This is a genomic window from Flavobacterium sp. OHVDL-2026-0007 (assembly GCF_059882335.1).
Genome location: NZ_CM187612.1, coordinates 4157764 through 4171911, shown reverse-complemented (window position 1 = coordinate 4171911; position 14148 = coordinate 4157764). Strand labels below are relative to the sequence as shown.

Genomic DNA, 14148 nt, shown 5'->3' with positions numbered 1-14148 from the left:
AATGTGACTTTTATTCTTTTAAGGATTGCTTGGCATCCAACTTAAAACAAACCACAAAGGAATTATAATCCCAGCTTGGACGTTCCCCTCCTTTTGATGGCTCTTTGACCGATGCAGCAGCAAACAAAGCCAGTGGTTGTCCTTTGTCGTCCGTATACACAAAAGGACGTTCTAAGTGTGCTAATTCTATAGTCCCCTCTTTTGTTTTTAATTCGCGTAAAGAAATCAAAGGGTATTTTGCAGCTTCCCAATTGATACCGTCTACCGAAGTAATAAGTGCCAAGGCTCCAAACTGAGGTACTAATTTTTTACTGTTGGAATAATATTTAACGGCAGCATAATATCTTTTTCTTTTTTTATCATACCACATACAAGGATCCTCACAAGCCATCTCAGCAGAGGTAAACACATCACTCACTATTGTAAATTTGCCATCAGGTGTATCACTTACCGCCATCCAAAAAGTCATATTTCCAACATTGGGTTTACGCGATTTAAACATCATATAATATCTATCGTCATGCCCTTGAATCACAGTAGGATTTGTGGCCACTTCAAAGGTTTTTAGATTATCTGGTTGCATTAAAGGAGCTACTGGTTTTACATATTTACCCGAAATAAAATCTGAGATTTTACTGGCCTTAATGACCCCTATTTTTTGTGTACAATTGTATTTCAACCAATGTTTCCATTCCTTAGTTTTCTTGCTGTCATTCTCAAACAAACTTGAATCATACGAATTGGAGATATAATACAAATAGTAAGTATTCTTGAACTTTCTAATTTGAGGATTATGGTACGTAAATTTATCCCAATCATTTCCTCCATTTGATTTTAATACTGTCGTTACATATTTATAAGGCCCGTCTATCTTATCCGATACGGCTAAGGCTATTTCCGAATACTTACACCAACCGCTAAACCCATTAAAAATATAGTTCATCTGATCATCTGTCTGTGTTCTATTGCCATGAGACCAGCGAGAATAAAACATATAGTATTTCCCGTCTTCGCCTTTGGTCACGCTACTGCACCAAGTATAATAATCAGGGGCCGAAAAAAAGTCTCTGCTCTCTACCTGTCCCATCAATTTTTGAAAATCTAGATTGTCCTGAGCTGATACATTACAACAAATGAAAAAGAATACTATAATAAATTTTAGATTTTGCATGCTATGATCTTAAATGATTGTTTTTTTGTCATCTAAAGAATTTGAAATCAATAACTAATCGATTGTTTTAATCAAACCTCCTGTATCCTAACTCAGCACCACCGCTCACTGGCATGATGTTACCGGTAATAAATCGCGCCTTTTCTGAAACCATAAATACACAGGCATCTGCTATAACATCACCTTCTGGACAGTACCCCAAAATATGAATATCATCGAGATATTTTTCGATTTTAGCCGAATCCTTTTGCTCTTTTCCCCATTGTCGCAACATCGGTGTCCATACTCCAGCTGGCGCCACAGCATTCACTCGTATCTTGTATTTGGCATAATCCAAAGCCATCGACTTAGTAAGAGAATTTAAAGCTCCCTTTGTTGCCGAATAGACCGCATGATTTTCTTGACCAATCTCCGCTACTATACTACTGGTATTCAAAATACAACCTTGCGTCTGCTTTAACGCTTCCAAACCATAGCGAGTGGTAAACAAAACTCCTTTAAGATTAACATCAAAAAGTCTTGACCATTCGTCATCCGTTGTTTCATCCAATGTCTTTGAAGGAAATGCAATACCTGCATTATTATGAATCACATCTATCTTACCATAGCGATCCAATGCGAACTGAATAGCTCGTTCAACATCATGGCCGTTGGCAATATCTCCAAAAAAAGTGCTATGCTCTTCTCCTAATATTTTCATTGATTCTAATAAGGAAGGCTCATCATTTGCCATAATAACCAATTTGGCACCAGCTTCAGCGTACTTTTTAGCACACTCCAATCCGATCCCCATCGACCCTCCTGTTAGAAATATAATTTTATTTGCTAATAATTGCATCTGTTTTGTTTTACTTTTAATTAGTATGGAATACCTCTTCCATACTCGTCCATATTTTTTTCTCTTTCGCTGCTTCCGGCAATGGTATTTGTGTAGGATCAGTCAATTTCCACCAACGTTGTGTAACACTATCCGCAGCCATTTTTTTCATATCTGCATCAAAATCAACACCTGTATATTCAAAATAACTGAACAAAAAATAATTTCCATCAATTCTCTGAAGGTAGATCGAATAGTTGCGAATATTACATTGGGTCAGTTTTTTCAAAACCGCTGGCCAAGCCTTGCCATGCAATTGCTTATAATAGGCTATTTTTTCCGGCTTAATTCCGGTCACCATTCCCATGCGCTTAACTTGTTGTGCCGATTCTTCTTTTTTACTTTCTTGACAAGAAACCAAAGTCATCAAGAAGAACATTATTGCAATGCAGTTTCGTTTCATATGATACTATTTATTTTTTCTACTTATCTAAAAACCCAAAATAGCACGACCATTAAACAGAGTAATACAACCGATAAGGTTTTATAATTACCTAGACCAGTCCATCCAGGACTCTGCAAGGGTTCATAAATAGATTTCCAATATAGTTTTTCACTTTGCTTGGTATGCTCAACAGGATATACATAAGAGAAAACAACTTGTATAAACAAACAAGCTACGAAAAGGTAAAAGGCCATCATCATAAAAGGAATATGAGCCAGCGAAGTATCTACATATATTTTGTTTACCGTAAATACTATAGCTCCCAATGCTGATCCAATCCACAAGGTCAGTTTAGCAGATGTTGCGGATGCTTTTTTCCAAAATATACCCAAAAGAAATACACAGGTAATTGGTGGCGCAATATGGGCAATAATGTCATTCAACCCATTAAATATACTTTCATATCTGTTCAATAAGGGCAATAAAGCCAAAGAAAACACCAAGGCAACTCCTGCGGCTATTTTCCCCACATAAACCAATTGCTCACCACTAGTATTGGGACGGTATATTTTGTAAATATCATAACTAAACATGGTAGAAATGGAATTCAAAGCTCCCGAAATCTGGCTCATTAAGCCCGACAACAATGCCGCCACTAGAATACCAACCAATCCTGTCGGCAATAATTGTGTGATCATCAAGGTATAAATCCCTTTACTGTTTACTATTGTTTTTCCAGTTGCATCGATGGATTCTAGTGCACTAATATCCAATTTACCTGATTGGGCCAGAGTATAGGCAAACAAGCCTGGAAGAATAAAAATAAAAACCGGTAATATTTTGATAAACCCACAAAACAAAGGGCCAACTCTAGCATGATTTTCATCTTTTGCTCCTAGCACACGCTGAACAATCGTCTGATCGGCACACCAATACCATATTCCCAATACAGGATATCCTAAAAGAACGGCGTACCACGGCATTCCACTAGGATCCCCATGAGGACGCAGCATCGATAATTTATCCATTTGGTTGGTCGAATGTAAAACATTGACCATAGGTTCCCAGCCTCCCATTTTAAAATAAGCAGCAAAACTTATGATCGCTGCCCCTATTATCAGTACTACCGTTTGAATGGATTCCGTTACTACAACAGCTTTTAGTCCTCCAATAATAGTATAGATTGCCGTAATTACAGAAATTACGATAACACTTGTATACATACTGACCCCAAACAATGTTTTTAAAACAATACCTCCAGCGAGCATTGAAAAAGCAATATGAATAATAATGGCCGATACTATGGAAACAATCACCAACCAATCTCTACTAGAACGATCATATCGCTTTTCTAAAAAATCAGGCAATGTGGCCACTCCTGACTTTATATAAAATGGAGAGAAAAACAGCGCCAATAGTATTAAAGTAAAAGCGGCCATCCACTCAAAATTTCCATTGAGTAAACCAGAATCAAACCCACTCTGAGCAAGACTTACTAGGTGTACTGTTGATATATTTGTAGCAAATAAGGCCAAACCAATTGCTGGCCATTTCAAGGATTTACCAGCCAGAAAATAGCCTCCAGCAGCATTCTCTCTACTTTTTCTTTTATGTCGAATACCGTACCATAATCCTATCGCTAGAATTGCCAGTACATAACAAACACTGATAATGAGGTCTGTGGAATGTATCATTATTGTTCTATTTTACTTTTTAGCATATCGTTTTATTTCGTAAATTCTTTTAAATCGCAACTACTTCCTGGTTCCATTGGTGTCCTATAAACTCCCGCTTCAATTTTAACTGGATTTACAAAATGTTTTTGGAGATGCGGAATATGCTCTAAAAATAAGGCTTCGTGCCCTACTGAAATATGATTAAACAAAACCAAATGTTGATGTAATTGTCCCATATCTCCAACATGAGGAACCACCGGGATTCCGTATTTTTTACACAATAAACTCACCGATATAAACTCACTCAGTCCCCCAACTCGCACGGCATCTACTTGCATAAATCCAGCACTATTGGTTTGAAGGTAATTTTTAAAAATAATACGATTGGGAACATGTTCTCCTAAAGCTAATTTTGTTGGTGCTATGGCTTCTGCCAAAACTTTATGTGCCAGAACATCGTCAGGATGTGTAGGTTCTTCAATCCAATAAGGATTCATCGACAAAAATTGCGGACAAATCTCCAAAGCTTGTGGCAATGTCCATTGTTGGTTAGCGTCCAACATAATAGTGGCAGCATCTCCAGCTGCGTCTCTTACAATATGAGAACGACGAATATCACGTTCGAATTCTTTCGAACCCACTTTCAATTTCATAGCTGTAAAACCTTCGGCCATTGCTTTATGCACATTTTCCCGAACTTTCTCATCACTGTAATTGAACCAACCAATCGAGGTATCATAACCTGGGTAACCTTTATCGATAATTTTAGTACGCTGCTCTTTTCCAGTCCCATTCGCCTTTAGCAATTCAATAGCCTGATCTCTGGTCATTTCATCTTCCAAATAAGAAAGATCCAAGGTATTAACAATCTCCTCAGGTTTCAAGTCTATTAACAACTTCCAAAGCGGCACACCTCTTTTCTTTGCCCATAAATCATAACAGGCATTAGTTACTGAGGCTAAACCGAGATGCGCCACCCCTTTATGTGGACCCAGCCAACGGAACTGTTGTTCATTAGAAAGTTCATTAAAAACCCTTCCAAAATCAGACATTAATTCTTCAATATCTCTACCTTTTAACTGATCCGCATAGAACTGTGCAGCTTTACAAACCAAGTCATTTCCCTCTCCTAATGTAAAAGCAAATCCAGTACCTGTGTGTCCACTATCGTCATGTAAATGGGTTACGGCATATGAATAGATAGGATTCCTGTGAATGGCATCACTCCCTGCTCCACTTCCTAAAGGATATCGAGCATCAGCGGTTGAAGTTTTAAAAATCATTTTAAATTTGTTAATTATTGATTACGGGTAATTTCTCTGCATTTTTATCCAACTCCAGTACGATAACTGAACTTACCGCATCGGGTAATACCTTCGGAAAATTAATCAGTACACCAAAATCTTTGTTTTGGATAAAAGACACAGTATCCCCTCTAAGGAAATAGGCTTTTTTAATTTTTGCATCTGCTAAAACCGGCAAAATCAGTTTGTCTGAATTTCTTTCAAAAATGTGTAAGTAAATTAAATTCCCTTTACGGGTAGTTGCATAGGTATTATTGGGTTTGTACGGACCTCCTTTTGTCCCATAAATACTTTCACCATTTCTTCCCAGCCAACTTCCCATCTCTTTCAAACGTTCTGTTTGTCTGGCTTCTATTCTTCCATCCATCATAGGACCTACATTAAATAATAAATTTCCATTTCCAGCAGCTGTCTTGACTAAAGTTTGTGTACATTCTTTTAATGTTTTCATTTTATCATTGGGTTTCCAAGCCCATTGATTGCAAATCGTAATACAACTTTCCCAAGGCTCATTCATGTTCAACTCCCCTACTTTTTGCTCAGGAGTCACAAAATCTCCCACTGAAACTGCTGAAAAAGAAGTATGATCACCTTTCCCTAACCTGTTATTTACAATTACATTTTTATCAAGACTTTTGATGTATTGATAAAGCTCTTGTCCACTTTCCAGTTTCCATTGTTTTTCCCAATTCCCATCGAACCATAACATGGTAGGCTTATAGCGTGTAATTACTTCTTTTAGTTCATTTTTCATTCTTAACACAAAACGATCCATATTTCCAGCCTGATCTTCCGTATAGTCCGTATCGTGCCAATCCGCAACAGTAAAATAAATACAAAACGAAAGATCTTGTTTTTTACAAGCATCGGCCAACTCTTGCACCATATCTCTTTTGAAGGGCGAATTCATAATATTATAATCTGAAAAACTCGTCGGCCAAAGACAAAATCCATCGTGATGTTTAGCTGTAATCACTAAATATTTCATCCCAGCATCTTTAGCAATTTTAACCCACTCGTCCGCATTAAACAATACTGGATTAAATTCTTTATACAGATTATCATATTCTTGAGTTGGCACTTCTTTACCACGACTCCATCCAATTTCAGTACCTCGAAGACTTACTGGGCCAAAATGAATGAACATGCCAAAACGCTTATCCATAAAATCGTCTAGTACTGTTTTTGGTGTTTTAATAGCAGTTTCCCTCTCTTGTGCTTGGCCAGAGACATTACAAAACAAGCTAATAAACATTACAACTAGCATTTTTTTAAAATAGCCTAAGCTAAAAGGCAGTCGTAGTACATCAAACTTAAAAAAGTCGCTCATATTAATTAGGTTTAAAAAATCTATTATTAGAAACAAATTTACCCTTTCGACTCTTTAATGAAATAGTCTATTTTATTATTATAATGGACTATATGACTATTATTTATAAACAACAGAAAACACAGGTATACAAATAAAACTTTAATCCTTTTTTGACTAAAAACTTAAAAAACAAATCCTAAAACGCTGATTTAATAAATTATTTATTTAATTTTCAGCTTTGATTTTTACATACCTATCAATATTTACAAACAAAAGAAAACAATATAGAAATAAATTAAGATAAAGAACCAATTACAACAACACCTAATTGATTCCATCCATCAACAGGCCTATCTATCAAAAAAAAGAGACGTATACCTTAAACAAAATGATGATTTAGTGCAAAATGATTTTCCAACACTAGTGAAAACATAACACATTTAAATCATAACGCAACTACATGAAAAACTTAAAACAACGTGACGGTTTTCAAGGTGAAAAACTGATTTCATTGCCTGATCATATTTGGAAAAAAGCTATAAAAAAAAATCCCGTGATGGCTAATTTATACATCACCCATATAGGCTATTTCCCAAAAGCAACCTATCATTACCGAGAGCGAAAAAATGGATGTTCTGACAATATCCTGATCTATTGCTTGCGCGGAAAAGGATGGTACACTATTAATAATAAACGTTTTGAGGTAGGTGTTAACGAGTATTGCATTATTCCCGCTACCAAAGAGTCCATATCATATGGAGCAGATGAAAAAGATCCATGGACCATATACTGGATCCATTTTAGTGGAACTGATATCAATACTTTTAACCAAAGCTTCAATATTGGCCACTATGATGGCGCACAGAAAATCTCTTTTAACGAAAAAGGTTTGGAACTATGGGAGAGTATGTATAAAAACCTAGAAATGGGATATAGTCGAGAAAATCTCAGTAAAACAAATCTCTGTTTGTACTACTTTATTTGTTCTTTTTTATATCCCGAGGAAAACCTCAATGAAAAAAAACAGGACGAAAAAGATTTAATAAGCAATACTATCGCTTTTATGCGTGGTAAATTAACCGAAAAGCTCTCGTTAGAAGATTTAGCGATGACCAATCAATTATCTGTTTCCCATTTTTCTTCCCTTTTTAGAAAAGGAACCGGTATGTCTCCTTTAGATTATTTCATTCATTTAAAATTGCAGCAAGCGTGTCTATTATTACTAACCTCTGAATTAAAAATCAAAGATATAGCCTCTGATTTAGGATATGAAGATCCTTATTATTTTTCACGTTTATTCAAAAAATATATGAATATATCCCCTTTGCAATATCGCTCCACTCCAGCCTTAAAATAGTACTAAACAATTAATTAAAATCACTTTACTTACCCTCCTTATGCCAACTTGAAGTATGGTTGACTCAATAAAGAAGTAGCTACCCATATTGGATTAAAGATTTCCAAAACGGCTGTAAAACAAAAAACCCCGTTTCGTTAGAAACAGGGTTTTCAAAAGAAAGGCGACGACATACTCTCCCACATAACTGCAGTACCATCTGCGCAGGCGGGCTTAACTACTCTGTTCGGGATGGGAAGAGGTGAGCCCCGCCGCAATAACCACCTTAAGGTCGTTTTGCAATGGGTGATTAACTTATTGTCAATCAACATTACACAATATCTTAACATACTGAGATAAAGAAAAAAGTATTTATTAGAAAGTTTCTCCCCCTGACCGGAGTCAGGGGAAAAGGTGTACATAAGCTTACGGATTATTAGTACTACTCGACTATGACATTACTGCCTTTACATCTATAGCCTATCAACGTGGTCATCTTCCACGATCCTTAAAAGAAATCTCATCTTGTGGTGGGTTTCGCGCTTATATGCTTTCAGCGCTTATCCCTTCCAAACGTAGCTACTCTGCGATGCTCCTGGCGGAACAACAGATACACTAGAGGTTTGTCCAATTCGGTCCTCTCGTACTAGAATCAGATCCACTCAAATTTCTTGCGCCCACAGTAGATAGAGACCGAACTGTCTCACGACGTTCTGAACCCAGCTCGCGTGCCACTTTAATGGGCGAACAGCCCAACCCTTGGGACCTTCTCCAGCCCCAGGATGTGACGAGCCGACATCGAGGTGCCAAACCCCCCCGTCGATATGAGCTCTTGGGGGAGATCAGCCTGTTATCCCCGGCGTACCTTTTATCCTTTGAGCGATGGCCCTTCCATGCGGAACCACCGGATCACTATGCTCTACTTTCGTACCTGATCGACCTGTATGTCTCTCAGTCAAGCTCCCTTATGCCATTGCACTCTACGCACGGTTACCAAGCGTACTGAGGGAACCTTTAGAAGCCTCCGTTACTCTTTTGGAGGCGACCACCCCAGTCAAACTACCCACCAAGCAATGTCCCCCGCAATCGCGGGGTTAGGCCTCAGATAAACAAAGGGTTGTATTTCAACAATGACTCCACAACGCCTAGCGACGCCACTTCACAGTCTCCAACCTATCCTACACATCATTTATCCAAGGTCAATACTAAGCTATAGTAAAGGTGCACAGGGTCTTTTCGTCCCACTGCGGGTAAACGGCATCTTCACCGTTACTACAATTTCACCGAGCTCATGGCTGAGACAGTGTCCAGATCGTTACACCATTCGTGCAGGTCGGAACTTACCCGACAAGGAATTTCGCTACCTTAGGACCGTTATAGTTACGGCCGCCGTTTACTGGGGCTTCAATTCAATGCTTCTCCGAAGATAACATCTCCTCTTAACCTTCCAGCACCGGGCAGGTGTCAGGCCCTATACTTCATCTTACGATTTTGCAGAGCCCTGTGTTTTTGATAAACAGTCGCCTGGACCTCTTCACTGCGGCCAGCTTGCGCTGGCGACCTTTCTCCCGAAGTTACAGGTCTATTTTGCCTAATTCCTTAGCCATGAATCTCTCGAGCACCTTAGGATTCTCTCCTCGACTACCTGTGTCGGTTTGCGGTACGGGTACTTATTACCTGAAGTTTAGAGGTTTTTCTTGGAAGCCCTTAGGCGCACTATCTCTTTGTCCGAAGACTCCGAGTACTATCGTATTTCCCCAAGCCGCGTGGATTTGCCTGCGCAGCTTATAGGTAGGTACTTCAACGAACTATTCCGTCAGTTCGCGGCGCTTTCATCACTCCGTCACCCCATCACAGTAATAAGTAGTACGGGAATATTAACCCGTGGTCCATCGACTGTCCCTTTCGGGTTCGCCTTAGGTCCCGACTAACCCACAGCTGATTAGCATAGCTGTGGAAACCTTAGTCTTTCGGTGTGCGGGTTTCTCGCCCGCATTATCGTTACTTATGCCTACATTTTCTTTTCTAACCGGTCCAGCAGGCCTTACGACTCACCTTCAACCCTGTTAGAATGCTCCCCTACCACTCCGTAAATAAATACGAAATCCATAGCTTCGGTAATATGTTTATGCCCGATTATTATCCATGCTCGTCCGCTCGACTAGTGAGCTGTTACGCACTCTTTAAATGAATGGCTGCTTCCAAGCCAACATCCTAGCTGTCTGGGCAGACAAACCTCGTTCTTTCAACTTAACATATATTTGGGGACCTTAGCTGATGGTCTGGGTTCTTTCCCTCTCGGACTTGGACCTTAGCACCCAAGCCCTCACTGTTGTGAAACATTATATAGCATTCGGAGTTTGTCAGGAATTGGTAGGCGGTGAAGCCCCCGCATCCAATCAGTAGCTCTACCTCTATATAACTTTGTGCACAACGCTGCACCTAAATGCATTTCGGGGAGTACGAGCTATTTCCGAGTTTGATTGGCCTTTCACCCCTACCCACAGGTCATCCGAAGACTTTTCAACGTCAACCGGTTCGGTCCTCCACTGTGTGTTACCACAGCTTCAACCTGCCCATGGGTAGATCACACGGTTTCGCGTCTAACACTACTGACTAAAGCGCCCTATTCAGACTCGCTTTCGCTACGGATCCGTGGCTTAACCACTTATCCTTGCCAGCAACGTTAACTCGTAGGCTCATTATGCAAAAGGCACGCCGTCACCCCACTAAAGGGCTCCGACCGCTTGTAAGCGTATGGTTTCAGGATCTATTTCACTCCGTTATTCACGGTTCTTTTCACCTTTCCCTCACGGTACTGGTTCACTATCGGTCTCTCAGGAGTATTTAGCCTTAGCGGATGGTCCCGCCAAATTCAGACAGGATTTCTCGTGTCCCGCCCTACTCAGGATACCACTATCTATTATACTCGTTACCCATACGGGACTATCACCCTCTATGGTGTCACTTTCCAGTAACTTCCGGTTCCTTGTACATAAAATCTCGTGGTCCTACAACCCCAACATTGCCGTAACAACATTGGTTTGGGCTAATCCGCGTTCGCTCGCCACTACTTACGGAATCACTTTTGTTTTCTTCTCCTCCGCCTACTTAGATGTTTCAGTTCAGCGGGTTTGCCCACCTATCGGTGTACTATGTCTTCAACATAGTGGGTTGCCCCATTCAGGTATTTACGGATCAATTCGTGTGTGCCGATCCCCGTAACTTTTCGCAGCTTATCACGCCTTTCATCGCCTCTGAGAGCCAAGGCATCCCCCATACGCCCTTATTTTGCTTATTGTACCAATCATAAATTAATATGACCGTTTTTTTTTATTTCCTGTTACGTATAACAGAAAATGCTTTCTACTTTTTATTATTTTCTTATCTCAATATGTCAATGAACTTTTATCCAAAACTTTCGTCTCGAATCAGTGGAGAATAACGGAGTCGAACCGTTGACCTCCTGCGTGCAAGGCAGGCGCTCTAGCCAGCTGAGCTAATCCCCCATTTCAATTGTAGAAACTGAATTCAGATCTTAGATCTGTATTCCATCTAATTTCTTTTGGTGAATTCCAACTTCTAGAATTTCCTTTTTTTTTAAGTTTAAATAGTTGTCTCGGACAGACTCGAACTGTCGACCCCTACATTATCAGTGTAGTACTCTAACCAGCTGAGCTACGAGACACTCTTATTCTTAAAAATTTATTATTTGAACTAACAGCAAGAGTAAAATAGTCTTAAAATCATGACCTATAAAGCTTCTTCTTTTTTCCTCAGCGTGTTGATAAATCAACTAACACTAAGGCTCTAGAAAGGAGGTGTTCCAGCCGCACCTTCCGGTACGGCTACCTTGTTACGACTTAGCCCTAGTTACCAGTTTTACCCTAGGCAGCTCCTTGCGGTCACCGACTTCAGGCACCCCCAGCTTCCATGGCTTGACGGGCGGTGTGTACAAGGCCCGGGAACGTATTCACCGGATCATGGCTGATATCCGATTACTAGCGATTCCAGCTTCACGGAGTCGAGTTGCAGACTCCGATCCGAACTGTGACCGGTTTTATAGATTCGCTCCTGGTCGCCCAGTGGCTGCTCTCTGTACCGGCCATTGTAGCACGTGTGTAGCCCAAGGCGTAAGGGCCGTGATGATTTGACGTCATCCCCACCTTCCTCACAGTTTGCACTGGCAGTCTTGTTAGAGTTCCCGACATGACTCGCTGGCAACTAACAACAGGGGTTGCGCTCGTTATAGGACTTAACCTGACACCTCACGGCACGAGCTGACGACAACCATGCAGCACCTTGTAAATTGTCTTGCGAAAGATCTGTTTCCAAACCGGTCAATCTACATTTAAGCCTTGGTAAGGTTCCTCGCGTATCATCGAATTAAACCACATGCTCCACCGCTTGTGCGGGCCCCCGTCAATTCCTTTGAGTTTCATTCTTGCGAACGTACTCCCCAGGTGGGATACTTATCACTTTCGCTTAGCCACTGAGATTGCTCCCAACAGCTAGTATCCATCGTTTACGGCGTGGACTACCAGGGTATCTAATCCTGTTCGCTACCCACGCTTTCGTCCATCAGCGTCAATCCATTAGTAGTAACCTGCCTTCGCAATTGGTATTCCATGTAATCTCTAAGCATTTCACCGCTACACTACATATTCTAGTTACTTCCTAATAATTCAAGTTTAACAGTATCAATGGCCGTTCCACCGTTGAGCGATGGGCTTTCACCACTGACTTATTAAACCGCCTACGGACCCTTTAAACCCAATGATTCCGGATAACGCTTGGATCCTCCGTATTACCGCGGCTGCTGGCACGGAGTTAGCCGATCCTTATTCTTACAGTACCGTCAAGCTGGTTCACGAACCAGTGTTTCTTCCTGTATAAAAGCAGTTTACAATCCATAGGACCGTCATCCTGCACGCGGCATGGCTGGATCAGGCTTGCGCCCATTGTCCAATATTCCTCACTGCTGCCTCCCGTAGGAGTCTGGTCCGTGTCTCAGTACCAGTGTGGGGGATCTCCCTCTCAGGACCCCTACCCATCGTAGCCTTGGTAAGCCGTTACCTTACCAACTAGCTAATGGGACGCATGCTCATCTTTTACCGTTGTGACTTTAATTATAAAATGATGCCATTTCATAATACTATGAGGTATTAATCCAAATTTCTCTGGGCTATCCCTCTGTAAAAGGTAGATTGCATACGCGTTACGCACCCGTGCGCCGGTCTCTAGTTCCGAAGAACTATACCCCTCGACTTGCATGTGTTAAGCCTGCCGCTAGCGTTCATCCTGAGCCAGGATCAAACTCTTCATCGTATATTGTTGATCTAATAAATTAGATCGTATTGTTATTCGAATCAGTCTCTATCGGTTCATTTAATTAATCTCTCGATTATCTTACTCTTTATTATTTGTTTTAACATCTCTGTTAAAACGGCTGTCAATTCAATATGTCTACGAACGTGTCTTTTTTGTTTGTCGCTTATGTCTCAAAGCGGCTGCAAAAGTAGAAAAGTTATTTACAACTGGCAAGAAAAATGTGAAGTTTTTTTTTAAGACTTTCGTCTCATTTAAACTTCTCTTTCCAACCAATCTCTCAATGAACTTCTGCGCTGTTGCGGGTGCAAAACTACTCCTTTTATTGGGTTACTCAAGCTTTTTATTGAGTTAATTTGCAATTATTTTACAGACGAGCCCTAAGGTACTGACTAGGTGTTTTTTACAATTCATTTATTTTTCACCTCTTTTACTCTTATTCCTATTGTACATCCCTTTTTTGAGTAATACCAACAACCCACCTACCTGTTTTCACCCGAAGACCCTCCTGATTTCATTCCCTTTTACCCCCTCCACCATCCAAAACACATTTAAAAATACCTTCATCTTCCGGTATTTTTAAATCCAGAACCAACAACCTAGAAAATGATCATCAAAAAAGAGTACTAAAATCACTAAAGACACAGTCGCCGTCATCAAAATTGATCGGTAAAACAACCTGGCATTATGCCTATCGAGAGAAGAAAATAAAATCAGAATGCCTTATGAGAAAAGAAAACTGATTTCATCTCAATTATC

Annotated in this window: 7 protein-coding genes, 2 tRNA genes and 3 rRNA genes; 1 reads left to right on the top strand and 11 read right to left on the bottom strand. The window is 40.2% G+C overall.

Going from position 1 to position 14148, the window contains the following annotated elements; translation table 11 throughout:
• Nucleotides 1–10: 10 nt before the first annotated feature.
• From AC51AA_RS17175 to AC51AA_RS17150, 6 genes are all read right to left on the bottom strand, one after another.
• Complete coding sequence (locus tag AC51AA_RS17175) at nt 11–1171, bottom strand: glycoside hydrolase family protein (protein WP_500703419.1); 1161 nt, start codon at nt 1169–1171, stop codon at nt 11–13.
• 67 nt (nt 1172–1238) lie between these two features.
• On the bottom strand, nt 1239–2009 hold the full coding sequence (locus AC51AA_RS17170; protein WP_500703418.1) for an SDR family NAD(P)-dependent oxidoreductase: 771 nt from the start codon (nt 2007–2009) through the stop codon (nt 1239–1241).
• Nucleotides 2010–2025: 16 nt separating this feature from the next.
• Nucleotides 2026–2451, bottom strand: coding sequence for an L-rhamnose mutarotase (locus AC51AA_RS17165; RefSeq protein WP_500703417.1), 426 nt, complete (start codon nt 2449–2451; stop codon nt 2026–2028).
• Nucleotides 2452–2474: 23 nt separating this feature from the next.
• Complete coding sequence (locus AC51AA_RS17160) at nt 2475–4127, bottom strand: sodium:solute symporter (RefSeq protein WP_500703416.1); 1653 nt, start codon at nt 4125–4127, stop codon at nt 2475–2477.
• A 32-nt stretch (nt 4128–4159) separates the two neighbouring features.
• The gene (locus AC51AA_RS17155) at nt 4160–5392 is read right to left on the bottom strand and encodes an enolase C-terminal domain-like protein (protein ID WP_500703415.1); all 1233 of its coding nucleotides are present in this window, start codon (nt 5390–5392) and stop codon (nt 4160–4162) included.
• Nucleotides 5393–5402: 10 nt separating this feature from the next.
• On the bottom strand, nt 5403–6743 hold the full coding sequence (locus AC51AA_RS17150; RefSeq protein ID WP_500703414.1) for an alpha-L-fucosidase: 1341 nt from the start codon (nt 6741–6743) through the stop codon (nt 5403–5405).
• 442 nt (nt 6744–7185) lie between these two features.
• Between AC51AA_RS17150 and AC51AA_RS17145 the strand changes: the two genes are divergently transcribed.
• On the top strand, nt 7186–8082 hold the full coding sequence (locus AC51AA_RS17145; protein ID WP_500703413.1) for an AraC family transcriptional regulator: 897 nt from the start codon (nt 7186–7188) through the stop codon (nt 8080–8082).
• Between the two features lie 158 nt (nt 8083–8240).
• On the opposite strand, the gene rrf is transcribed toward AC51AA_RS17145, so the two are convergent.
• The 5 genes from rrf to AC51AA_RS17120 form a co-directional block, all read right to left on the bottom strand.
• A 5S ribosomal RNA gene (gene rrf, locus AC51AA_RS17140) occupies nt 8241–8350 on the bottom strand.
• 127 nt (nt 8351–8477) lie between these two features.
• Nucleotides 8478–11362: ribosomal RNA gene (locus tag AC51AA_RS17135) — 23S ribosomal RNA — on the bottom strand.
• A 134-nt stretch (nt 11363–11496) separates the two neighbouring features.
• Nucleotides 11497–11570: transfer RNA gene (locus AC51AA_RS17130), tRNA-Ala, on the bottom strand.
• A gap of 105 nt (nt 11571–11675) precedes the next feature.
• Nucleotides 11676–11749 (bottom strand) — tRNA-Ile (locus tag AC51AA_RS17125).
• Nucleotides 11750–11875: 126 nt separating this feature from the next.
• A 16S ribosomal RNA gene (locus AC51AA_RS17120) occupies nt 11876–13389 on the bottom strand.
• The 16S, 23S and 5S rRNA genes sit together here with 2 tRNA genes alongside, the layout of an rRNA operon.
• Nucleotides 13390–14148: the final 759 nt, after the last annotated feature.

Coding starts and splice junctions, on each gene's coding strand:
- AC51AA_RS17175 (WP_500703419.1), bottom strand. CDS start 1,171: ATGCAAAATCTAAAATTTATTATAGTATTCTTTTTCATTTGTTGTAAT.
- AC51AA_RS17170 (WP_500703418.1), bottom strand. CDS start 2,009: ATGCAATTATTAGCAAATAAAATTATATTTCTAACAGGAGGGTCGATG.
- AC51AA_RS17165 (WP_500703417.1), bottom strand. CDS start 2,451: ATGAAACGAAACTGCATTGCAATAATGTTCTTCTTGATGACTTTGGTT.
- AC51AA_RS17160 (WP_500703416.1), bottom strand. CDS start 4,127: ATGATACATTCCACAGACCTCATTATCAGTGTTTGTTATGTACTGGCA.
- AC51AA_RS17155 (WP_500703415.1), bottom strand. CDS start 5,392: ATGATTTTTAAAACTTCAACCGCTGATGCTCGATATCCTTTAGGAAGT.
- AC51AA_RS17150 (WP_500703414.1), bottom strand. CDS start 6,743: ATGAGCGACTTTTTTAAGTTTGATGTACTACGACTGCCTTTTAGCTTA.
- AC51AA_RS17145 (WP_500703413.1), top strand. CDS start 7,186: ATGAAAAACTTAAAACAACGTGACGGTTTTCAAGGTGAAAAACTGATT.